This window comes from Psychrobacter halotolerans, from assembly GCF_039680845.1.
Lineage (GTDB): Bacteria > Pseudomonadota > Gammaproteobacteria > Pseudomonadales > Moraxellaceae > Psychrobacter.
Genome location: NZ_JBDKWD010000003.1, coordinates 100,978 through 122,906, shown reverse-complemented (window position 1 = coordinate 122,906; position 21,929 = coordinate 100,978). Strand labels below are relative to the sequence as shown.

Genomic DNA, 21,929 nt, shown 5'->3' with positions numbered 1-21,929 from the left:
TAACTTTATGACGGTTTGTTTTGATTACGAAAGCGTCGCAGTGTTCTATGTTTTATTCTTTTTACCATTATTGAGCCATCTATATGCCTAAAGTTTCGTCGATTACCCGTGTGCTAGAGATTATAGAAGCGGTATCTTATGCGTCTCAACCGCTCTCGCCACTTGAGCTATCGCAAAATCTAGATATTCCTAAGCCAACCATCCATAGGCTGATTCAAAACTTGGTTGATGAAGGGTTTTTGATGGTCGATATGGGTGGTGGCATCGTTCCTGGTAAGCGGGTACGAAACCTAAGTGTAGAGCTTTGGCAGCAACGACTATTCTTTAATGAGCGCCAAATGATTTTGCAAAAGCTGGTGGACGAGGTTAAAGAAACCTGCGGTATTGGGGTTCCTCATCATATGCATATGATTTATACCAACCGAGCACAAACGACCTTGCCGCTACAAATCTACTTACCAGTCGGTGCAAAATCCCCCATGTGGTGTACGGCAACGGGTAAGTTGTATTTGAGCCAACTGTCTGTCATCAGTCGCAATAAAATTCTACAAGGCTTACCACTCGACAAGTTCACTAAGAACACCATCACTGATATCGATGCGTTAAATGTTGAACTTGATCGTATCGCTAAGACTGGTATTGGAATAGACAATGAAGAATTTATTTCTGAGATGGTAGCGGTCGCTGTGCCTATATTAGACAAAAAATCGCGCTATTTGGCGTCACTCTATATTCACGCGCCGACCATACGAGTGTCGTTAGAAGAGCTACTGATTCATGTGCCACGTTTGCAAAAAGCTGCGCAAGATATCCAAGCCCTTGTATACGATTTACAAAGTTAAAAATACCAGTATAAACAACAAAAGGTCTGCACGGCGTATCCGTACAGACCTTTTGTTGTTTTTGCCTTCTTATTCTTTATATTTTGCTTTATATTTTAAGTGCGTTATCTCACACACACTTTTTATCTCAATATAAAGCGATAATGTCCTAGCGAATAGATGGCTCTCAAGTAACTGACTAGACGAATACTAAGACAGTACCGAATGATCGTGACGACCCATGATGCTAGAAAAGTCCTTATCGCCGTTTTCTATGGCATGGTCGTCATAAAGCTCTGTCGCTTTAGCACCCATTGGTGTTTCGACATGCGTATCCTGAGCGGTTTGTAGCGCAAGGTGCAAGTCTTTTTGCATCAATTTACTCATAAATCCGCCTTGGTAGCCATTACTAGACGGCACATTTTCCATGACTTGCGGATAAGGATTGTAGACCTCTAGAGTCCAATTGCGCCCTGAGCTTTGTAGCATAATATCCGATAATACTTTGGGGTCTAAACCGTTTTTTACACCCAAATTGATCGCTTCTGCCGTTCCTGTCATGAGAATGCCCAGCAGCATATTGTTGCAGATTTTTGCAACTTGTCCTGCACCGTGGTCACCAGCATGAAAAATGTTTTTGCCCATGACAGCGAGTATCGGCTCAGCTTTGGCAAAGGCATTATTACTGCCACCAACGATAAAGGTTAAACTCCCAGCGATTGCGCCACCCGTCCCGCCGGAGACTGGTGCATCTAAGAATTCTAAGCCAAGCTTACTTGCCGCGTTTGCCACTGTAACAGCATCGGCGGCGGCTATCGTACTGCTATCGATGACCAGCGTGCCTTTAGGTAACTCTGAGAGCAAGCCATCCTCCCCGTTTTCGCCCAAGTAAACAGAATGAACATGTTTGCCAGCCGGCAGCATACTAATAACAACTTGTGCGTGGCGTATGGCATCTTTAGGACTATCAGCAACGCTGGCTCCTGATTGCTGCAGGCGCTTGGTTGCGGCTTCAGATAAGTCATAGACAGACAGAGAATATCCTGCCTTCAATAAATTCTCCGCCATCGGTGCGCCCATATTACCCAGTCCGATAAAGGCAATGTTTGGTAAGGTTGTATTTGGCTTACTAGTGCTTTGGTTTGTTTGACTATTATCTTGTGTACTCATCTCATCACTCCTTGATGATTGTTTATGTAGACCGTGCTATATATGATATATAGTCTTCCAGTTTTTGTACGTGGCTTAAATCGGATAATTCTCTAAGACTAGTAAGCCCACGTATTAACTTACTATCTGATTGCCTAGCGCTTTATCACTCAACCAACCCTCTAAAGGATGATCACCTTTGGGATAAGGGTTGTCAAAATGCTGCTGAATATAAGCGTGTCCTTCTGCATTCAAACAATCGGCTAGTGAGCGTGACCACTGCGGACTACGGTCTTTATCAATTAGTAGCGCCCTTACTCCTTCTTTGAAATCCGGATTGGCGGCACAGTGTACGGCCACATTGGTCTCTAAATACAGTACTTGCTCAAGCGACAAATCAGTCACTTTCTGATAAAGCGCATACGTCAACGCTACCGTCACTGGGCAGCCATGACGGTACGTTGCCACCGCGCGCTGTGTCCAGCTATCTTCCGCAAAATCTGCATCCAGCTGTGCGAGCGCCTCATCGCTTCGTAACAATGCATCAATCTCAGCCAAACCACCCTTGTTCATTAGCTGTTGAATGGGACGCCAATAGGCAGCCAGCTTACTATCCGGCAAATCTATGGCGGGTTGTGCAGCAAGCGCACGACTAGCAATACTGTGCGCACTATTATTGTCATATTTATCGATGTGACCCGCGCCGACTGCTGGTTGCCAATTGCTCTGTTTTAAGCGCTGAATAATGGCGTCATAATCACTACTGGCCACCGCATATTCTGCCAAATTGGTCAATAGTGCATCACTACCACTGCACATCGCACCAGTCAGGCCCAAAAACAAACCTGTTTTGGCGGGCATACGTTGTAAAAACCAGCTACCTGAAGCATCAGGAAACAAACCAATGGTCACTTCAGGCATCGCAAAACGCGTACGCTCGGTAACCAGACGATGACTACAACCTGCCATCAATCCCATGCCGCCGCCCATAATGATGCCATCGCCCCATAATATTAATGGTTTGGAATAAAAATGCATTTGTCGATATAAACGATATTCATGACTGAAAAACTCTGTTGCATAAGGATTCGGCAATGGCGCACTGTTAGACATGCTGTCATATAATCTGCGGATATCGCCACCGGCACAAAACGCCTTATCGCCTGCCCCTTTCAATATTAGGGCAACTACTTGGTCATCCTGTTGCCACTGCTCTAATTGCTCAGATAATAATTGGCACATCTCAACACTTAAAGCATTTAAGGAGCTTGGCATGTTTAATGTCATGATTCCGATCAGATGACCGCATTCTGTGGGTTCAGTGTCGAATAATACGGGCGCTTGTTGTTCGACCGCTGTTTTCTTATTCGCCTCATCCTTCCTGTTTATCTCTGTCATATCTACTTTTATCCTAAAAATAACTTACAAAGTTAAAAAACGTATGCTGGTTGAGCCTGATACTGTTTATTCTGCTTACTTATTTTTTATTCTGCTTATTTATTTTGCTTATTTGTTTTGCCAAGTGGGTTTACGCTTCTCTAAGAATGCTTGCACGCCTTCACGTTGATCTTGGGTATCAAATAATTTAACAAAGGCCTCACGCTCATGGATCAGGTTCTGCGCAGGTGGTGTGTTTCTGGCTGCTTGAATAAGGGTTTTAGAAGCGCTCACTGCAACTGGCGATTGCTTAGCAACTTTTTGTGCCAACGCTTGTGCCGCTACCAGACCTTCACCTTTGGCGGTCATTTCTTCAACCAAACCAATACGTAATGCTGTCTCGGCATCGATACGCTCGCCGCATAGTATCATACGCTTTGCCCAGCCTTCGCCAACGAGCCAAGGCAGATTTTGTGTGCCACCCGCACAAGGAAGCAACCCAACCCCTGTCTCTGGTAATGCCATCTGCGCATGTTCTTCTGCAATCCGAATATCACATGCCAGCGCACACTCAAGCCCGCCGCCCATGGCATAACCGTTGATAACCGCGATACTAACACCGCGATACGCAGACAAGGCTGCAAAAGCCTCACCAAAAGCAATGGCCATACTGATTGCCTGACCCTTATTACCTTCTGCAAAATTATTGAGATCTGCGCCCGCTGAAAAGAACTTCTCGCCATCACCATGAATGATTAAGGCATAAACATCCTTTTTTGCATTCAGATCATCAACCAGTTGCTTAAGCGCTGGCAAACTCTCCATCGTCCATGTATGCGCAGGTGGATTGTTCAAAGTGACAGTGGCTGTATGACCATCGATTGATAGTTTAAGGTTGGTATAATCCGTCATAAAACATCCTTGTTTTGACATGGTTTTATTTATTATAAAGAGTACGGTTCTACTGGGATGAATTTTACAAATCACCTGTCCCGTCTGCGAACCGCCAGCGAGGAAAATTCATCTCAGTGGAGCATATCACCGTAGTGCCAACTTTTATGTTGAATTGGCGATAAAAGGAGCAAACACTAGCGCAATTTAATCAGCGCTTCATCTTGTAGCAATTGACGTGAGACAATTACTCGCATGATCTCATTGGTGCCTTCTAAAATCTGGTGCACACGTAAATCTCGCACATGACGCTCAAGTGGATATTCGTTTAAGTAGCCGTAGCCGCCATGCAGTTGCAGAGCTTCATTGGCCACATCGAAGCAAAGATCGGTTGATAAGCGTTTTGCCATTGCGCAGTAGGTAGACGCTTGCCCATCATTGTTATCAACTTTACTTGCGGCTAAATACAGCATTTGGCGCGCCGCAATGGTTTGAGTCAGCATGTCCGCCAGCTTAAATTGCACCGATTGTAAGCTGGCAATTGGACTGCCAAATTGACTGCGTTCTTGTACATAATTGGTCGCCGTCTCTAACGCTGACTGCGCCGTACCCACCGCGCATATACCGATATTGATCCGTCCACCATCCAATCCCTTCATCGCAATACGAAAACCTTGACCTTCCTCGCCTATGAGGTTTTCTACAGGTACTTTGACATCTTTAAAACTAATGGTCCGCGTTGGCTGCGCCTTCCAGCCCATCTTATGCTCATTTTTACCATATTCGATACCCGCACTATCAGCATCAACGACAAATGCAGATATCCCTTTTGGCCCTGCGCCACCCGTTCGTGCCATGACAACCAACACATCGGTCGAGCCTGCCCCTGATATAAAGGTTTTCTCTCCATTCAGGATATAATAATCGCCTTGCTTGTCCGCTTTGGTGCGTAATGAGGCGGCATCAGATCCCGCGTTTGGCTCAGTCAAACAGTAACTGCCAAGCCACTCACCGCTCACCATTTGAGGCAGATACTTTTTACATAACCCGTCACTACCATACTCGCCAATCATCCAACTTGCCATATTATGAATGCTAATATAAGCAGCTACCGACGTGTCGCCCCATGCCAACTCTTCAAACACCATGGCAGAGTCGAGGCGCGGTAATCCCAAACCGTCATACTCTGGGTTGGTATACAATCCCAAAAAACCAAGCTCGCCGGACTTCTTTATTACATCCACTGGAAAGTAGGAATTGCGATCCCACTCGGCAGCGTTTGGTCTCAGCTCTTTTTGTGCAAACTGTCTCGCCGTTTGGCGAAAGGCAATCTGGTCATCAGTCAATGAAAAATCCATGGTGTCATCCTTGTACATGCCTAGCAAATAGGGCGAATAAGACCAGAGCAGTCATTATTCAATCGTGAAAGCCATTTAATATAGTGGATTAACGATTAGATTGAAATAGTGGTATTGACGCCGCGACTTGCCTCATCATCGAACCAACGCGCAGTGACGGTTTTCGTTTGTGTATAAAACTGCACGGCTTGCTTGCCATAAGGCCCAAGATCACCAAGTTTGCTAGCGCGCGAACCTGAAAATGAGAACATCGGTAACGGCACAGGAATGGGTAAATTAATACCAATTTGACCAACCTGAATGTCTTGTTGGAACTTGTGCGCCGCTGCGCCTGACTGGGTAAATATCGCGGTACCATTGCCGTGTGGATTGGCATTAAGCAGTGCAATCGCTTCATCTAAGCTCTCAGCGCGCATAATGCACAGTACGGGACCGAATATTTCTTGTTGATAAATTTGCATGTCGCTTGTGACGTTATCAAAAATAGTAGGCCCCACAAAGTTGCCCTTTTCAAATCCTTCAACCGTGATGCCGCGCCCATCGAGTATCAAGCTTGCCCCTTCCTCTACGCCTGTACCAATCAAGTGCTCGACCCGCGCTTTGGCCGCAGTAGAAATCAATGGGCCTAAATCCTTGTCATTTTTGCCAGCTGACACCACCAATGCCTCTGCTTTGGCTTTAATATCATCAATCCATTCTCCAGCGGCGCCTACTAGCACTACCACGGACAATGCCATACAGCGTTGACCAGCAGCACCAAAGGCGGCGCCTGCCAACTGATTGAGCGTTTGCTCCTTGTTGGCGTCAGGTAAAATGACTCCATGATTTTTGGCACCCATCATACATTGGGCACGTTTACCTGATTTGCTCGCGCGCTCATAAACATGTTTGCCAACGCTGGTCGAGCCAACAAAAGAAACGGCCTTGATGTCTGGATGATCACAGATGGCATCGACTGTTGCTTTACCCCCATGAACCACATTTAACACTCCTTCAGGTACGCCCGCTTCCACTGCGAGTTCCACCAAACGCATGGTTACCATCGGATCTTGCTCAGAAGGTTTTAGAATAAAAGTATTACCCGTGGCAATTGCCATCGGAAACATCCACAACGGAATCATGGCAGGAAAGTTAAATGGTGTGATACCCGCACAAACACCAAGCGGCTGCCAAATACTGTAAGTGTCGACGCAAGAGGCAACGTTTTCGACAAAATCACCAATTTGTAAGTTGGCAATACCGGCTGCATGCTCAACCACTTCTAAACCACGAAACACATCACCGCGCGCATCGGCGATGGTTTTGCCTTGCTCAGCGGTCAGAATCTCTGCCAACTCATTCATATGCTTACGAATGAGCGCTTGATAGGTCAAAAATATCCGAGCGCGTGTGGTAATGGGTGTTTTGCGCCATGTTTCAAACGCTGTCTGTGCCGCTGCAATGGCTTGATTGATTTCGTCGTCCGTGGTTTGCGGGACTTTGGCAATGACTTCTTGAGTGGCAGGGTCAGTGAGGTCAATCCATTCATCAGTATTGGACTGAGTAAATTGACCATTGATGAGTTGCTGAACGTGGTGCATAAGATATCCTTATCTTTTTTACATGATGACCGTTAATAGTCGCCTTTATAATCATGGCGAGAATTGAAAAAGGTCAGTTTTAATCAATCCAGCTATGTTTGAAATAACTTTAAAACAACTTTTTAAAATGATTTATTATGTATCGTTATTGAATATAACAATAAATCAATTTTAGGGTCAAGCGCTTTATTGAACTTTTATATCAGTTGTTGTTAATCTGGCAAATGATATAGTCGATTCACTATAAAAGAGATACAGTAATACTGGCGTACATTTTGCGCCGCCTCTGTCAGCAACGGTACAGCAATCGAGGAAAATGGTTGCCAGTATCGCATGTTCATATTCGTATCTTTTTTATTTAGGACTGACTATAGAGCAACCAATAAGCAAAAAGCCCATGATTTTTCATGAGCTTTTTATTTCTTATAAGCATATTTGCGACACTATCTTAGTCAGGACAGACCCAAGATTAATAGTCTTTCATAGATTGTTTGATCGCATCGATCGCTGCTGGATTGTCAAGCGTTGACATATCACCTGTGGGCTTGTTCTCGGCCAACGCCCGAATGGCTCGGCGTAGAATTTTACCCGAACGCGTCTTCGGCAAGGCTTGCGGAAAATAAATGGCAGCAGGTCTTGCAATACCGCCCAATGATTTGATAACCGCGCCTATTACTTGCTGCTCAATGCGAAAGCGATTTTCCGTAGTCGCCACTTGTTCGTGATCTCTCAATACACAAAAAGCAATAGGCAGCTCGCCTTTTAGCTCATCTTGGATACCGACAACGGCACACTCTGCCATCTCCGGATGACTACTAATGGCTTCCTCAATCTCTTGCGTCCCTATTCTGTGCCCTGCCACATTGATCACATCATCAGTGCGCCCCAAGATATAAAAGTAGCCATCCTCATCAGTAACGGCATAATCTGAAGTTGAATACTCTTGACCATCAAACAGACCAAAATAGCTACTGATAAAGCGCTCATCATTACGCCAAACGGTCGTTAGGCAACCGGGCGGCAAAGGCGCTTTGATAGCTAGTAGACCTTTTTCGCCTGCTGCACACTGCTCGCCCGTCTCTTCGTTGACCACATGCGCGTCATAACCGTACATCGGATAACCCGGTGAGCCTTGTTTGTGCGGCTTGTCATCGAACTTGGGTGTATTGCTCAAAATAGGCCAGCCAGATTCCGTTTGCCAATAATGGTCTAAAATAGGAACGCCCAAATGCTTGGTGAGCCAATTGGCTGTAGACTCATCGAGAGGTTCACCTGCTAAAAAGAACGATTTGACGCTTGAGACATCATAGCGCGTCATCCACGTCTCATCTTGTTTTTTGAGCATACGCACCCCTGTGGGTGCCGTAAACAGAATATTGACTTTATTGGCCTCAACAATGCGCCACCAAATACCGGGATTTGGACGATGCGGCAACCCTTCATACATAACACTGGTCATGCCAGCCAGCAATGGCGCGTAGATGGTATAAGAATGCCCAACTGCCCAACCAATATCTGATATTGCCCAAAAAGTTTCGCCCGCTTTGCCATCATAGATGTAATCCATCGAGGTTGTCAGTGCGACAGCGTGACCCCCTGTGTCACGTTGCACACCTTTTGGCGTACCTGTCGTACCAGAGGTATACAGCAGATACGAAGGCTCATTTGACTCGAGCCAAACAGGTTCTACCACGGCATTGGCTTCACAGCTACGGCGGCGTTCCGTGGCGTAGTCCACATCGATGTCTTGCGACTTAAAAGGCAGTACACCGCGGTTTACCACGAGTATATGCTCAGGTTTTGTCTTTGCTTGCTCAACCCCTTGATTGACCAAGCTCTTATAATTAATCACCTTACCGCCGCGCAAACCTGCATCGACCGTGATGACCATTTTTGCTTCGGCATCATCCATGCGAATCGCTAAATTGTGGGCAGCGAACCCGCCAAACACCACCGAATGTACCGCACCGATATGAGCACAAGCAAGCATCGCGTAGGCAGCTTCTAAAATCATCGGCATATAGATAATGACACGATCGCCTTTTCCAATGCCATGACGCTGTAGCACATCGGCAAAGTAATTGACTTCTTTATATAAGTCATTGTAGGTCAAGCGGCGCTTGGTATAGTCCGTATAAAACTCAACGCTATTGCCCAATTCTTTAAACGCATCCGTAATGCCGGGGAAAGTTTCAATAAGCTCTTGATTGATCTCGGATGATAGCCAAATAAAGGCATCCTGTTCTGCGCGCTCTGCCAAATGACGATCCACGCAGTTATAACAAAGGTTGGTTTCACCGCCAACGAACCACTTAGCAAAGGGCAGATTGCTATCGTCGAGAATTTGCTCAGGCGCTTTATGCCAGTAGATACGCTTTGCCTGCGTGGCCCAAAACTGCTCACGATCATTGATTGAATCATGATAGATATCAGCAAAATTTTGGCTCGTATGCGAGGGTTTAAGATGTGTTTGAGTAGAAGCATGAGTGCTGGTTGGATTGGTGGCGTGTTCGCTCATAATGGCTGTCCTTAGCGTAAACGATAGTAATGCGATCTTGTTAGATAATGATGCAATACAAGCTTAGTTATATGCCGCTGGAATAAATTTCTTGAAGCCTTTTTTTGAAGCCTTTGTAGTGACAAAGTTGCACAACAAGCGAAGAAAATTTAGTCCAATAGCAATGCTATCAATGCATTAACTTTATTTTAAAAAGAATACAACGCTGGCTATCCTTTGCCAGAATTAAAAAACCGATACATTACGTATCGGTTTAAAATGTAACAGAGCGGGCAACAAAGGTCAACTACTAAGGACGCCATCCTTATGAAGTTTTTATGATACCAAGTGACGCCTTCTCGATGACAGACAGGTGTTAGTTATACCTCGGTCTGATCGGCATACATCTCACGCATGACTTTTTTATCATGCTTACCAACTGAGGTTTTTGGTAGTTCGCTCACAAACTTGAACTGGCTCGGTACGCCGTATTTGGGAATAATACCGCGTTCTACTGCTTTTTCAGCAATTGCCTTAATATCCTCAGCACGGGTGTCTTGATGGGTAGGCTTCAGAACAATCAGCGCCAATGGACGCTCGCCCCATTGCTTATCGCGAATACCAATGACGGACACATCTGCCACGGCTGGATGTAGTGATAAAATCGTCTCAATCTCTAACGAAGAAATCCACTCACCGCCCGATTTGATCACATCTTTTAGACGATCGGTGATTCTAATATAACCATCAGGGCGAATATAGGCGATATCTTGGGTATGCATATAGCCGTTTTCCCACAACTCTTTGCCAGCATCATTGTTCTTTAGATAGCTTTGAGTCAGCCAAGGGGCACGTAATACCAGCTCACCCGTATGCTCTTTGCCTTTTTCCACCGCTTGGTTGTTGTCACCCCATACCTGAGCATCCACCATTAATACAGGCTTGCCTGTCATACAACGACGAGCAATGTCTTCATCCTCTGTCATTTCAGGCTCATTGAGGCTAAATTCTGTCAAACTGATAAGCGGCGCTGTTTCCGACATACCGTAACCTGTATAAACCTCAATACCTTGTGCCATTGCGGTTTTTGCCAAACCCTCCGTTAAGCGAGAGCCGCCAATAATCATCTTAAGACCATTAAAATTGGCATCACGCTCTTGCGCTTCTTTGAGCACCATTTGTAAAATCGTTGGCACGCAGTGGGTAATACTCACCTTTTCATTGATAATTAAATCCATCAAGGCGGCAGGCTCATAGCGTCCCGGATACACTTGCTTTAAACCCACCATAGTGGCAGTAAACGGGAAACCCCATGCATGTACATGAAACATCGGGGTCATCGGCATATATACATCGCCGTAGCTGACGCCTTGTTTGTTGGGTAACATGCCCAGAGTAGCTGCCTCTGCCAAGCTGTGTAATACCAATTGACGATGGCTAAAGAAAACTCCTTTAGGATCGCCCGTGGTGCCTGAGGTATAAAAGGTGGTTGCAATGGTGTTTTCATCAAAATCTGGAAAATCAAAGTCACTATCCGCTGCTTCTAATAGCGCTTCATACTCGCCTGTCACACGGTTTTGATTACCACCAAAGACACCTTCAAACGTGACACCATTGTCATCTAACCAAATGATGTGTTCGATGCTGGAATTTTCAAACTGATAATCTTTAACCAAGGGTGCAAACTCAGAATTGAGCAGCAACACTTTAGGCTTAGCATGGTTGATGGTATAAAGGATTTTTTCTGGAGACAAGCGGATATTGACTGTCTGCAAGATGTACTTTGACATAGGTACGGCAAAATAAGACTCAAGATAACGATGACTGTCCCAGTCCATCACGGCGACCACATCACCTGCATCAAGATTCAAGCCTGCCAATACATTTGCTAAGCGATTGATACGCTCAAACAGCGCTTTATAAGTAAAACGTTTTTTGTCCGCATAAACAATTTCTTGATCTTGTGATACGATTTTAGCTCGGTTCAATAATTGCTTTACCAATAATGGGTAATCATAGGCAGAAGGGGCGCTTTGATAAGTATTTGGCATAGATTTGACTTCCTTGTTGTCCCGTTATAGGGATAATTATTTGTCTGAATTAGAATAATAATAGGGGGTTAAAATCGCTAACCCTTTTAGTTTTTATTGATGATAATGGGTTGTCATTAAAACAATAGCGACGGACTGCTAAAGCCATGTCTTTTACAAACCGCTTCATCCTATAAGAGCAGATGACTGCTAGCGCTACCGATAAAATCGATAGCCTCTTCATTGATAGTAAGAAAAAAGTACTTCTATGTAAAGCGACAAGTGAGTACCATCAAATCCATCGTTTACGGTTGAAGCTAATATTAAGCGGCGCGAGATTTGGTCTTAATCATACCAAAACTGGCAACGAGTAAGGCTAAGATTTGGACGAATAGTAGTAACCAAACGGTGAGCGACCACTGTCCGCGTGCATAAACCAATCCGCATAGCCAAGCTCCCAAGGTTCCACCAGCATAATAGCTCATATAGTACAAACCCGATGCCAATGAGCGTCCTGTTTTGACATTGACTGCGATATAACTGATGGTCGCCGACTGTGTGATAAACACGCCAGAGGACATCACGGCAAGACCGATTACGATGCCCCATAATGGTGTCACTAACGTCAATAATACGCCTATCATCGACACACAAACAGCGACCCGAATCGTACGCGCTGAACCAAAGCGTCTGAGCAGCTTGGTCGAGAGTGGCGTGATCACAACCCCAATCAAATAAACGGCAAAAATATTGGCAAGCGCGCCAGTACTTAGCTCATACGGCACCTTGGCAAGATGCAGATTGATAAAGGTAAAACATCCAACCAGTGAAAACAAAACACAGGCACCAAGCAGACAGGCCGTCACCACATAACGATTGGTGAGATGCTCGCCCAGCGTTTGTATCGCTGAGCGAACGTTGGGATTGGCCTCAAAATGCCGCGACGACGGCAACATCTTGACAACCCACAATGCCCCTATCAGCGTCATAGCAGCCATGACATAGTAGCCGTAGCGCCAGCCAATCAGCTCATGCAAATGTCCAAGCAAGAAGCGTCCCATAAAACCGCCAAGCACCGACCCTGACACATAAAATGACATCAGCTCTGTCAGTGCCCGCCCCTCAAACTCCTCACCAATATAAGCAATCGTCACCACCGTGATGCCCGGTACGGATAACCCTTGCATAAAACGCCACATTCCCATCCAGCCAATCGTTGGACTCTGAGCGATTAACGCGGTGGGTATGGCCAAAAACAATAAAGCGCCGACAATAAAGGATTTGCGCCCGACGGCATCCGAGAGCATACCCAAAAATGGCGACATGATCGCAATCGCCATCACTGTTGCGCCAACCACCATCCCTGCTTGCACCTCACTTGCTGAGAGATCCATCATCAATACGGGCAAGATTGCCTGAATGGAATAAACCTGCAAAAAAGCAAACATACCAATCAGACAAATTGTCAGTTTTAAAACCCACGAGGGCGATTCAAAAACCGTTTGCTGGACAGCATTAATCGCTGCACCTGTCTTTGTCATCGATATTTGTGAATTTGTTTGCGTGTTGTTTTCGCTATTATTGGGTATTTTATTATTCAAAATAGTGCTAACTGTATTGGCGCCTTTTTAGCCAAGGCTAGGTAGACGTAGGTGATAGAAATGAGACAATGGCTCACAAGAAGTCGCGACTGCTTAGACTTATCATAGCGAATAATGGACTAAAACTTCAGTATATTGTTCGTTTTGTTTTACACATCTACATTGCTTCTATCTTTTTTATTACAGACATGGGGTCATGAAAAACCCATACTCGTGGAGGTTATTTGGCGCTAAGCCATAATGTGTGACTAAATAAGTTAAATAAAGTCGCTAAAATAATTTGAACAAATCAGCATTGAGGAAGGTTTTTAATGACCGATAAAATTTATGATTTAGGCCATGGTTTTTGGAGTATACGAGGCTCATTTATCAAAAACGGTATCATTGATATAGGAGTTCAATCTGCTCTGATAAAACTGGCAACCGGGCGATTTATTTTTTTAGACAGCTATGCGTTAACAGGCGATGTACGTCAGCAAGTAATGGCCTTGACTAATGATGGTCGCGATGTCGAAGCCGTACTCAACGTTCACCCGTTTCACACTACTTATTGTGAACAAATGGCAAAAGACTTCCCGCACGCGACTTTTTATGGCAGCCGTCGCCATCATAAGCAAATACCCAGCGTAAACTGGTCAGAGGATTTGGTTGAAAGCGAAGCGGTCGCAGCGCGCTACCCTGAGCTTGAATTTTCACTTCCTAAAGGCATCTATTACATTTCACCTAATGAAAACGTCCATGCCAGCTCTTTATTGGTCTATCATCCTGCTAGCCTGAGCGTTTATGTTGACGACACGTTTGAGATTCCCCCTTCTAAGCTATTGAACGCCGTACAACCGAATTTGGGTTTGCATCCCACAACCAAACAAGCGTTGATCGATGAAGCAGCGGCAGGCAGGCAATACTGCGATTGGGCCACGGCGCTTGCACACCAGTGGCGTGAGGTTCGATACTTTTGCGGGGCTCATTCTGGTTTGGTAGAGTTTGATGAGGGCAGATTTGAGGCGGCACTACTGTCTGCCATTGATAATGCTAGCTCTGAGCTTCAATCAGCATAAATGCCCAGACAACGATTTTTAAACACTTTTTAAATACTTAGATAAGGAGAATAATTAATGTCAAATGAAATACATGATTTAGGTAAAGGGTTTTGGAACATACGCGGCGCTTTTCGCATTGCTGGCGTGATAAATATTGGCACTCAATGCTCATTAATACAACTATCATCAGGAAATTTTGTCTTTTTAGACAGTTATTCGTTAACAGGCGATGTTCGGGAGAAGGTAATGGCGCTGACTGATAATGGTCAAAAAGTAGAAGCAGTACTTAACTTGCACCCTTTTCATACCGTACATTGTGAGGAGATGGCAAAAGATTTTCCAAAAGCGACTTTTTATGGCAGCAGTCGTCATCATAAAAAAGTACCCAATGTTCAATGGGCAGATGATTTGGTTGAAAGCGACGCAGTCGCTGAACGCTATCCTGAGATTAAATTTTCAAAGGTACAAGGTATCGACTATATCTCATCCAATGACATGATTCACGCAGGCTCCTTATTGGCTTACCATCCTGCCAGCAAAAGCTTGCATGTGGATGACACCTTTATGAGTCCACCAATGAAAATATTAGAAGCCATTCTTCCTGAGTTGTTGCTACATCCTACGACAAAAAAAGCGCTGAAAAATGAGCCGAACGCTGGCAAGCAGTATTGTGACTGGGCAACCAATCTGGCACATGAGTGGCGCGATGTTCGCAATTTTTGCGCTGCCCATTCTTACTTGGTTGAATTCAAAGAAGGTGAGTTTGAAAAAGCTTTAGTAAAGGCAATCGATAAAGCCCGCCCCAAGTTAGAAAACGCTTAGTTAAAAATATACCTTGAACACGTAAAGACGAAAAAGAGCTGTCACCTTGGCAGCTCTTTTTTTATTTTGTCACTGCCGAATTGTGTCATTGCCGAAACAATACTGTCGCCAGCTCATCCTGATTGCTAATAATATCCGCCAATGTATAACGCTCAAGCACATTGATAAATGCTGTTAGCGCTTCAAAAAACACGCCTTTGAGCTGACACACTGGACTGATCACACAGTTGAATGATTTTTCTATGGATTCATCCACGGTTTCATCGATCAGAGTTTCATCGATCAGAGTAATAGGTAATCCCGTCGCATTAGGCTGCCGCTCGCTGCTGTTCACTGGTGTCACAAAACAGGCGACCAAATCAAAATCAGGCTCTATCTGTTTAATCAATACACCCAAATTGATGTCTTTGGGCGCGCGTGCCAATCTGATCCCGCCGTTTTTACCGCGCACACTTTCTATATAACCAAGCTGACCGAGCTGATGAATAATCTTAGTCAAATGGCTTTTAGAAATATCATAGCTGTTTGCAATATCGCTGATATTTGCCAATGCGTCTGGATCCGGTCTCACTGCCAAATAAATCAATGAGCGCAGCGCATAATCACTATAATTGGTCAATCGCATTTGCCACTACTCCTACTTATTTTAATTTATAGTTCGGTCAATATAAAAGAGAGTCAGCAGGACTGATACAAATTTTTTGCAGCCTCTGTCTGCGCAGGCACAGCAAGCAAGAAAAATTTGTATCAGTGCCACCTTAGTATCGACCAGATGATGGCTGCTTTATTTTTCACCTCACTCTAGCGGTAAATTTTATTATTAACCAAACAAACCATCCGGTCGAGGACGTGCCAGCATCGGCAAATAGCTGATGCAAAATAACACAAAACATGCAATCCATGCGCTTTGTGCGACCAGCACCCAGATTAAGTAATGATCCATATCGACTAAAGGCAATAGTACTCGGCTGATAAATACGAGCACCATCAGACCATACATGAGATTTACCATTTTGGGCGGCTGATGAATATTACGTCCTGTATGTCCCAAAGATACGCGCGTCATCATGGCCACCGTCACCATACCAACACCTGAAATCGCCAGTCCATGCATGGCAATGCTATGAGTATAGCCAAGCCAAGGCTGCAATGCGTACAACAGAAAGCTTAAACACATCCCCAAAAACGCAATATATAACGACCAAAGCAATGATCTTTGCCAGATACCGTGATGATACCAACCGATCAAGCGCACCATATTGACCAAAGCCACCCCAAGCGCGGTGATAGTGAGCAAATACTTATTGGGATAAAATACATCAACGATAAAAAAGGCCAAAAAGAACAATAAACTTGCGATATCTTGCGCCTTGCTATTGCGTAGCGTCACCGTTTCTTTATGGCCCGTCTTATCAACCACACTCAGACCGCGCTCAATAAAAAACGGCACCACTCGCCGACCAATCGTCAACACCAAACCGATAATGACATAAAATCCCACATATATTCCTATCTTAGTCATATTCATATCGGTATTGATAATGCCCCAATAGCAAAGGGCGTTACCTAAGGTCAGTATAACCAGCTTTGCCAAAATACCCATTTGCTTGTACTGCTTTACTTGCCACACTGCTCGAAAAACAACCAAAGCCAGCAAAATAGCAAACAACACATCAAATCCTGCGGCCACGTACAACAACGCCGTACTACTACCAGCGATGGTCACACCATATCCAAAAGCCAACCAGCATACGCGAGCCAGTACCCAACAAGCAAAAATACCGAGCAGCTTATAGCCACGCGGCATCATAACGCCTGTCCATGCTTGCACCGCTGTTAATAAAAACCCAGCAACCACTGCCAAGGCATAACCATAAATCATCTCATGACCGTGCCAGTACAGCGGATTCAATACCTGCACATTGATGTTTGTATGACCCGTAAAAATAAAAGCCCATAGCGCCATCGTGACCACGGCAAATAGGGCTGCCCCACTAAAAAAGACACGAAAGCTCAAATTGAGAATAGGATGCGGTGAGGTTGGTGATTTACTGGGTAAGTCAATAGTACGCATAGTGGCCTTCTTTAAAGCACGATAAAAAAGTACGGTAATAGAATATAGTCAATCCAATATAAAAAAGGCACAGCGAGAATGGGACTCATTTTTTGATGCCTCTGTCTGCGTAGGCACAGCAAGCAAGAAAAATTGGTTCCAGTCTCGCTCTATCATGTCTTGTATCCATTTTATTTAAGATCAAATATATCTTTAACATTCATTTTAAATGAATGTTATAAAATACACAATGAGGTTTTTAACTTACGGCACCGTTCATCATTACCGTTCATCATTTTTAAGCGTCGCATTGACTCTCATGAGCTTGGCTGCTTAAATAGTCTATCCCTAGGAGAATAGTATGACTGAAAGAAACGTATCAGACGAAAAACGTCAAATCATCAATCGATTTTTGGTGCGGCTGACCAAAGAGCAACCGCAAATGTATTATGCATCCACCTCTGAAATCGCTCGCAGCATCTATCTGATGATTAAGGAGCATACCAATCGTTTGTCAGTAGAAGAGCAAGCGCTTGTTAGGCGAATGACGATTGAAGAGATTGAAGGACTACTCGGCTTTCATGCCAGATAGCATAATATAAAAGGACACTTCTCCAAACTCACAAAAAAAAGACCGCCATCAAGGCGGTCTTTTTTATAGATTAAATTTTGTCATCAATACTGTGGTCAATGACCTATTAAAATGGGTATTGACGTGGCTTATTCTGCATAGAGATCCAATGCGTTCTAGTAAATTCTTCAAGTACCCATTCACCATTGAAACGGCCGATACCAGAGTTTTTCTCACCACCAAATGGTACATGGCTTTCATCATTCACCGAAACATCATTGATATGGGTCATGCCCGCTCTGATACCACGAGCGAAGCGTAGCCCTTTTTGCATGTCTGAGGTAAAGACAGCACTAGATAAACCATACATAGAATCATTGGCTATAGACAGCGCCTCGTCTTCATCTTTGGCGCGAATAATACCGACCAATGGCCCAAACACTTCATTGCAAGACAAATCCATCTCGCGGGTTACTTCAGTAAAGATATGTGGCGGTACGACTTGACCGTCAATCTCACCGCTCAATATCATATTGGCACCCGACTCTTGAGCTTTAGCAATTTTCTCTTTAAGCGACTTGACTTGTTTTTCATTAATAATGGGACCGACTGCCGTGTCTTCTTTGCTCGGATCGCCTACTTTTAATGTCTTAACATGAGCCAAAAAGCGCTCTACAAAGTCATCATAAATCTCATCTTCCACAATGATGCGGTTAATAGCGATACAGATTTGGCCTTGATGTAAGAACTTACCAAAGACAGCGGCCTTGACAGCTTGATCGACATCCGCGTCTTTCAACACAACAAACGGGCTATTACCGCCCAACTCAAGCGCTACTTGCTTGAGATAATCGCCGCCGTTGGCCAACTCGCCAATATGCTTGCCAACTGAGGTCGAGCCAGTGAACGACACAAAACTTGGAATTTCATGCGTAACGATGGCATCACCAATCTCACTACCCGCGCCAACGACCACATTGAGCAGTCCTTTTGGTAGGCCTGCTTCCTCAAATATTTTTGCCAGCAATAGACCACCAGTAATAGGCGTATCGCTTGCAGGCTTTAGTACCACTGCATTACCGAGCGCTAACGCTGGCGCGATAGAACGCTGCGTCAGATGTAGCGGGAAGTTCCATGGGCTAATAACAGCAACCACACCAATTGGCTCACGGTAAATAAAATGCTCTTTGCCGGGTGTGTTAGAAGGGCGAATTTCACCATGTACACGGTTTGGAAAAGTTGCCGCTTCAAGTGTGATTGAGCGTGCACTATTGATCTCCACCATCGCTTTGATACGGGTACTACCCGATTCTTTTATGAGCCAGTTGACGATCTCATCTTTGCGTTGATCTAAGATACGAACAACGTTATACATGACAGCAGAACGCTCTGCTGGAGTTGTTTGCGCCCACTCTTTTTGTGCAACCGTTGCAGCTTGATAAGCTTCATCAAGCTGTTCACTGGTGGCCTGCTGAATCTTTACTAACGTATCGCCGTTGTATGGGTTGGTGTCTGTATTGACAGTATCGTCTTTACCATCCTGCCACTCACCTGCGATGTACTGTAGGTGAAAGTCACTATAAACATCAGGCTTATTATTTTCGATATCAGTTGACATAATTGCTCCTATTCTTACTTTTATTGTGTTGTGCGGTCATTGTAGTTGTAGATTTAGATGTCATTAAGAAGGAAATCCTAAGTCGTATAACTATAAAGGACGTTTTGTACGACCTTATCGGCATCTGTCTATTTTATCGGTACAGTCGTTGATAAATAATGACTAAGAAATAACATGAGTGATACATCATTAACGTTAATCAAAAGCACTTATCAAAACACAACTTGCTAGACGACTGGTCTAATGGTAACATATACCTCATTATAAAGAGAATAATTTGTCACCAAAACTTGTTGAAAAAACGTAACATTAATTATCGCGATCTATAATTAGGGATAAATTTATTATCCACTCGTGTCTGCAACTCTTTTATGACAGCGATTCTTATGATGACACTCTCTTTACACACTTTATCAATCTTAGGAGTACATGACTATTATGTCTGCTAACTCGGCGACCATCTTACCAGATACCAAAACTCATCTATTGGAGACAGGCTATCAGCTTATTGCCAAAAAAGGGTTCACAGGTGTCGGTATCAAACAGATACTGGACACCGCTGGTATTCCTAAAGGCTCGTTCTATCATTACTTTGCGTCAAAGGAAGCCTTTGGTGAGGCTATTATCAGTAACTATTTTACCGATTATAAAAGACGGTTAGATGCAATAGCCTCCCAAGACATTAACGCTCAGCAAAAGCTCTATAACTACTTTCAGAACTGGTATGACACTCAGCAAAATGGCTGCGACTATAAAAAATGCTTGGTGGTTAAACTGAGTGCGGAAGTCGCAGATATGTCAGAGCCTATGCGTATTGCCCTAAATGCAGGGTATCAGCAAACCATCAATTGGCTGGCGCAGCAGATCAAGGCGGGCTGGGCGGATAACTCTGTTCCTCACCTTGACAACGTGGCCGCTGAAAGTATGGCCAAACGTTGGTATTTTGCTTGGCTTGGCGCCAGCTTAATTGCCAAAACCAGTCAAACCAACACGCCCCTTGCAGAAGTATGGCAGATGACCACATCCCAGATGGGACGTTGATACAACCGGACTGCCTCCTCGAAATATAAAGTTATCCTTAACTAAGAGCATGTCTTAGATCATCTCAGTTGTAGGATACTTTTGTAAACAGCTCTAGACGACCGGTCTAATTAATGTACAATGACCACAGATTTAAGAAGCGCGTTGAGCATTGTTAATTCACTCAATGCAATCCCCTTCTTGGCAATCACTCTATTTTTAATCAAAATATTTTATAACCCTCTAATACAGCTTAGGAATTTTATGAATAACTTTCAATACTACAATCCCGTCCGTATCGTTTTTGGTGAAGGTCAAATCGCTCAGTTATCAGAGCTTGTCCCTACTGATGCACGCGTGCTCATTACTTATGGTGGTGGTTCAGCGCAACGCACAGGTACGCTAGATGAAGTAAAACAAGCGTTGGCAGCAAGCGGCTCACGTGATGTATTTGAGTTTGGTGGTATCGAAGCCAATCCAGAATTTACAACGCTATTAAAAGCAGCTGACATGGTCAATGAGCACAACATTGACTTTATCTTGGCAGTTGGTGGCGGGTCAGTCATTGATGGCAGTAAGTTTGTCGCATTGGTTTCTTCGTTGACTGAAGAAGATGGCAGCGTATCACGTGATCAAGCGTGGGATGCTCTTATCAGCTACTGCAAAGATCTAAACTCTGCTGTTGATTTGGGTGCGGTACTGACCATTCCAGCCACAGGTTCTGAGATGAACTCAGGCGGCGTGATTAACTACAGTGAGCGCCAAGCAAAACTGCCGTTTGGTAACCCACTGGCCTTCCCTAAATTTTCAATCTTAGACCCAGTAAAAACATTGACGTTACCTGAGCGCCAAGTAATGAACGGCGTAGCGGATGCCTTTGTTCATGTAATGGAGCAATACCTAACTTACCCAGTGAATGCCAAAGTTCAAGACGCGTTTGCTGAAAGTTTACTCAAAATCTTAATTGCTGAAGGCTTGGTCGTTAAGCAAGATCCAGATAATTTAGAAACTCGTAAGAACATTATGTGGACAGCCACCATGGCGCTGAATGGTCTGATCGGTACGGGCGTGCCACAAGATTGGACCACTCATATGATCGGTCATGAACTGACATCATTGCATAGCATCGATCATGCTCGTACTTTGACAATTGTATTGCCATCTGTGATGCGTGAGCTTAAAGAAAGCAAAAAAGAGAAACTACTTCAGTATGCACGTAACGTGTGGAATATCACCGATACAGATCAAGACGATGACACTGTTATTGAAACGGCCATTGTCTATACTGAAAACTTTTTCCGCGACTTGGGCTTGCCAGTCAGCTTAGAAGATGTGGATTTGACGCAAACCGCAATCGACCCAATTGTGAAACAGCTTGAAGCTCATAACATGGTAAAACTGGGCGAGCATGGTAAGAATGATTTAGAAGTTTCGCGCCGTATTTTGGATCGCGCCGTTACTAGCAAAGCGTCTTAATCGAAGAGATCACAATAATAAAAAG

At 44.4% G+C, this 21,929-nt stretch carries 17 protein-coding genes; 6 read left to right on the top strand and 11 right to left on the bottom strand.

The window, feature by feature from the left end:
* The first annotated feature begins 83 nt into the window (after positions 1 to 83).
* Complete coding sequence (locus AAJP47_RS07080) at positions 84 to 842, top strand: IclR family transcriptional regulator (RefSeq protein WP_346717209.1); 759 nt, start codon at positions 84 to 86, stop codon at positions 840 to 842.
* Positions 843 to 1,031: 189 nt separating this feature from the next.
* Here AAJP47_RS07080 and mmsB read toward each other — a convergent pair whose 3' ends face one another.
* The 8 genes from mmsB to AAJP47_RS07040 all read right to left on the bottom strand — a co-directional run bounded on the left by mmsB (position 1,032) and on the right by AAJP47_RS07040 (position 13,244).
* The gene (gene mmsB, locus AAJP47_RS07075) at positions 1,032 to 1,991 is read right to left on the bottom strand and encodes a 3-hydroxyisobutyrate dehydrogenase (protein ID WP_346717208.1); all 960 of its coding nucleotides are present in this window, start codon (positions 1,989 to 1,991) and stop codon (positions 1,032 to 1,034) included.
* A 114-nt stretch (positions 1,992 to 2,105) separates the two neighbouring features.
* Positions 2,106 to 3,368: an enoyl-CoA hydratase/isomerase family protein gene (locus AAJP47_RS07070; protein ID WP_346717207.1), complete on the bottom strand. Its 1,263-nt coding sequence runs from the start codon at positions 3,366 to 3,368 to the stop codon at positions 2,106 to 2,108.
* 108 nt (positions 3,369 to 3,476) lie between these two features.
* Positions 3,477 to 4,259, bottom strand: a complete 783-nt coding sequence (locus AAJP47_RS07065; RefSeq protein ID WP_346717206.1) for an enoyl-CoA hydratase — start codon at positions 4,257 to 4,259, stop codon at positions 3,477 to 3,479.
* A gap of 176 nt (positions 4,260 to 4,435) precedes the next feature.
* Positions 4,436 to 5,596, bottom strand: a complete 1,161-nt coding sequence (locus tag AAJP47_RS07060; RefSeq protein ID WP_346717205.1) for an acyl-CoA dehydrogenase family protein — start codon at positions 5,594 to 5,596, stop codon at positions 4,436 to 4,438.
* A gap of 95 nt (positions 5,597 to 5,691) precedes the next feature.
* Positions 5,692 to 7,176 carry a CoA-acylating methylmalonate-semialdehyde dehydrogenase gene (locus tag AAJP47_RS07055; RefSeq protein ID WP_346717204.1) on the bottom strand — a complete coding sequence of 495 codons (1,485 nt, stop codon included), beginning with the start codon at positions 7,174 to 7,176 and terminating at the stop codon, positions 5,692 to 5,694.
* A 469-nt stretch (positions 7,177 to 7,645) separates the two neighbouring features.
* Positions 7,646 to 9,694, bottom strand: coding sequence for a propionate--CoA ligase (locus AAJP47_RS07050; RefSeq protein ID WP_346717203.1), 2,049 nt, complete (start codon positions 9,692 to 9,694; stop codon positions 7,646 to 7,648).
* 359 nt (positions 9,695 to 10,053) lie between these two features.
* On the bottom strand, positions 10,054 to 11,724 hold the full coding sequence (locus AAJP47_RS07045; protein ID WP_346717202.1) for a fatty acid--CoA ligase: 1,671 nt from the start codon (positions 11,722 to 11,724) through the stop codon (positions 10,054 to 10,056).
* Between the two features lie 302 nt (positions 11,725 to 12,026).
* Positions 12,027 to 13,244 carry an MFS transporter gene (locus tag AAJP47_RS07040; RefSeq protein ID WP_346717459.1) on the bottom strand — a complete coding sequence of 406 codons (1,218 nt, stop codon included), beginning with the start codon at positions 13,242 to 13,244 and terminating at the stop codon, positions 12,027 to 12,029.
* 371 nt (positions 13,245 to 13,615) lie between these two features.
* Here AAJP47_RS07040 and AAJP47_RS07035 point away from each other — a divergent pair, with 371 nt between their 5' ends.
* Together AAJP47_RS07035 and AAJP47_RS07030 are read left to right on the top strand one after the other, a co-directional pair.
* Entirely contained in the window at positions 13,616 to 14,362 is a 747-nt protein-coding gene (locus tag AAJP47_RS07035) for a hypothetical protein (RefSeq protein ID WP_346717201.1), read from the top strand.
* A gap of 57 nt (positions 14,363 to 14,419) precedes the next feature.
* Positions 14,420 to 15,166, top strand: coding sequence for a hypothetical protein (locus AAJP47_RS07030; protein ID WP_346717200.1), 747 nt, complete (start codon positions 14,420 to 14,422; stop codon positions 15,164 to 15,166).
* 85 nt (positions 15,167 to 15,251) lie between these two features.
* On the opposite strand, the gene AAJP47_RS07025 is transcribed toward AAJP47_RS07030, so the two are convergent.
* Positions 15,252 to 15,791 carry an Rrf2 family transcriptional regulator gene (locus AAJP47_RS07025; protein WP_346717199.1) on the bottom strand — a complete coding sequence of 180 codons (540 nt, stop codon included), beginning with the start codon at positions 15,789 to 15,791 and terminating at the stop codon, positions 15,252 to 15,254.
* A gap of 195 nt (positions 15,792 to 15,986) precedes the next feature.
* Complete coding sequence (locus tag AAJP47_RS07020; protein ID WP_346717198.1) at positions 15,987 to 17,240, bottom strand: NnrS family protein; 1,254 nt, start codon at positions 17,238 to 17,240, stop codon at positions 15,987 to 15,989.
* Positions 17,241 to 17,580: 340 nt separating this feature from the next.
* On the opposite strand from AAJP47_RS07020, the gene AAJP47_RS07015 reads away from it, so the two are divergent.
* Positions 17,581 to 17,811 carry a hypothetical protein gene (locus tag AAJP47_RS07015; RefSeq protein ID WP_346717197.1) on the top strand — a complete coding sequence of 77 codons (231 nt, stop codon included), beginning with the start codon at positions 17,581 to 17,583 and terminating at the stop codon, positions 17,809 to 17,811.
* A 106-nt stretch (positions 17,812 to 17,917) separates the two neighbouring features.
* On the opposite strand, the gene AAJP47_RS07010 is transcribed toward AAJP47_RS07015, so the two are convergent.
* Complete coding sequence (locus AAJP47_RS07010; RefSeq protein WP_346717196.1) at positions 17,918 to 19,408, bottom strand: aldehyde dehydrogenase family protein; 1,491 nt, start codon at positions 19,406 to 19,408, stop codon at positions 17,918 to 17,920.
* A gap of 438 nt (positions 19,409 to 19,846) precedes the next feature.
* Between AAJP47_RS07010 and AAJP47_RS07005 the strand changes: the two genes are divergently transcribed.
* Both AAJP47_RS07005 and AAJP47_RS07000 read left to right on the top strand, forming a co-directional pair.
* Positions 19,847 to 20,449 carry a TetR/AcrR family transcriptional regulator gene (locus AAJP47_RS07005; RefSeq protein WP_346717195.1) on the top strand — a complete coding sequence of 201 codons (603 nt, stop codon included), beginning with the start codon at positions 19,847 to 19,849 and terminating at the stop codon, positions 20,447 to 20,449.
* A gap of 243 nt (positions 20,450 to 20,692) precedes the next feature.
* Entirely contained in the window at positions 20,693 to 21,904 is a 1,212-nt protein-coding gene (locus tag AAJP47_RS07000) for an iron-containing alcohol dehydrogenase (RefSeq protein ID WP_346717194.1), read from the top strand.
* The last annotated feature ends 25 nt before the right edge of the window (positions 21,905 to 21,929 follow it).

Coding starts and splice junctions, on each gene's coding strand:
- AAJP47_RS07080 (WP_346717209.1), top strand. CDS start 84: ATGCCTAAAGTTTCGTCGATTACCCGTGTGCTAGAGATTATAGAAGCG.
- mmsB (WP_346717208.1), bottom strand. CDS start 1,991: ATGAGTACACAAGATAATAGTCAAACAAACCAAAGCACTAGTAAGCCA.
- AAJP47_RS07070 (WP_346717207.1), bottom strand. CDS start 3,368: ATGACAGAGATAAACAGGAAGGATGAGGCGAATAAGAAAACAGCGGTC.
- AAJP47_RS07065 (WP_346717206.1), bottom strand. CDS start 4,259: ATGACGGATTATACCAACCTTAAACTATCAATCGATGGTCATACAGCC.
- AAJP47_RS07060 (WP_346717205.1), bottom strand. CDS start 5,596: ATGGATTTTTCATTGACTGATGACCAGATTGCCTTTCGCCAAACGGCG.
- AAJP47_RS07055 (WP_346717204.1), bottom strand. CDS start 7,176: ATGCACCACGTTCAGCAACTCATCAATGGTCAATTTACTCAGTCCAAT.
- AAJP47_RS07050 (WP_346717203.1), bottom strand. CDS start 9,694: ATGAGCGAACACGCCACCAATCCAACCAGCACTCATGCTTCTACTCAA.
- AAJP47_RS07045 (WP_346717202.1), bottom strand. CDS start 11,724: ATGCCAAATACTTATCAAAGCGCCCCTTCTGCCTATGATTACCCATTA.
- AAJP47_RS07040 (WP_346717459.1), bottom strand. CDS start 13,244: ATGACAAAGACAGGTGCAGCGATTAATGCTGTCCAGCAAACGGTTTTT.
- AAJP47_RS07035 (WP_346717201.1), top strand. CDS start 13,616: ATGACCGATAAAATTTATGATTTAGGCCATGGTTTTTGGAGTATACGA.
- AAJP47_RS07030 (WP_346717200.1), top strand. CDS start 14,420: ATGTCAAATGAAATACATGATTTAGGTAAAGGGTTTTGGAACATACGC.
- AAJP47_RS07025 (WP_346717199.1), bottom strand. CDS start 15,791: ATGCGATTGACCAATTATAGTGATTATGCGCTGCGCTCATTGATTTAT.
- AAJP47_RS07020 (WP_346717198.1), bottom strand. CDS start 17,240: ATGCGTACTATTGACTTACCCAGTAAATCACCAACCTCACCGCATCCT.
- AAJP47_RS07015 (WP_346717197.1), top strand. CDS start 17,581: ATGACTGAAAGAAACGTATCAGACGAAAAACGTCAAATCATCAATCGA.
- AAJP47_RS07010 (WP_346717196.1), bottom strand. CDS start 19,408: ATGTCAACTGATATCGAAAATAATAAGCCTGATGTTTATAGTGACTTT.
- AAJP47_RS07005 (WP_346717195.1), top strand. CDS start 19,847: ATGTCTGCTAACTCGGCGACCATCTTACCAGATACCAAAACTCATCTA.
- AAJP47_RS07000 (WP_346717194.1), top strand. CDS start 20,693: ATGAATAACTTTCAATACTACAATCCCGTCCGTATCGTTTTTGGTGAA.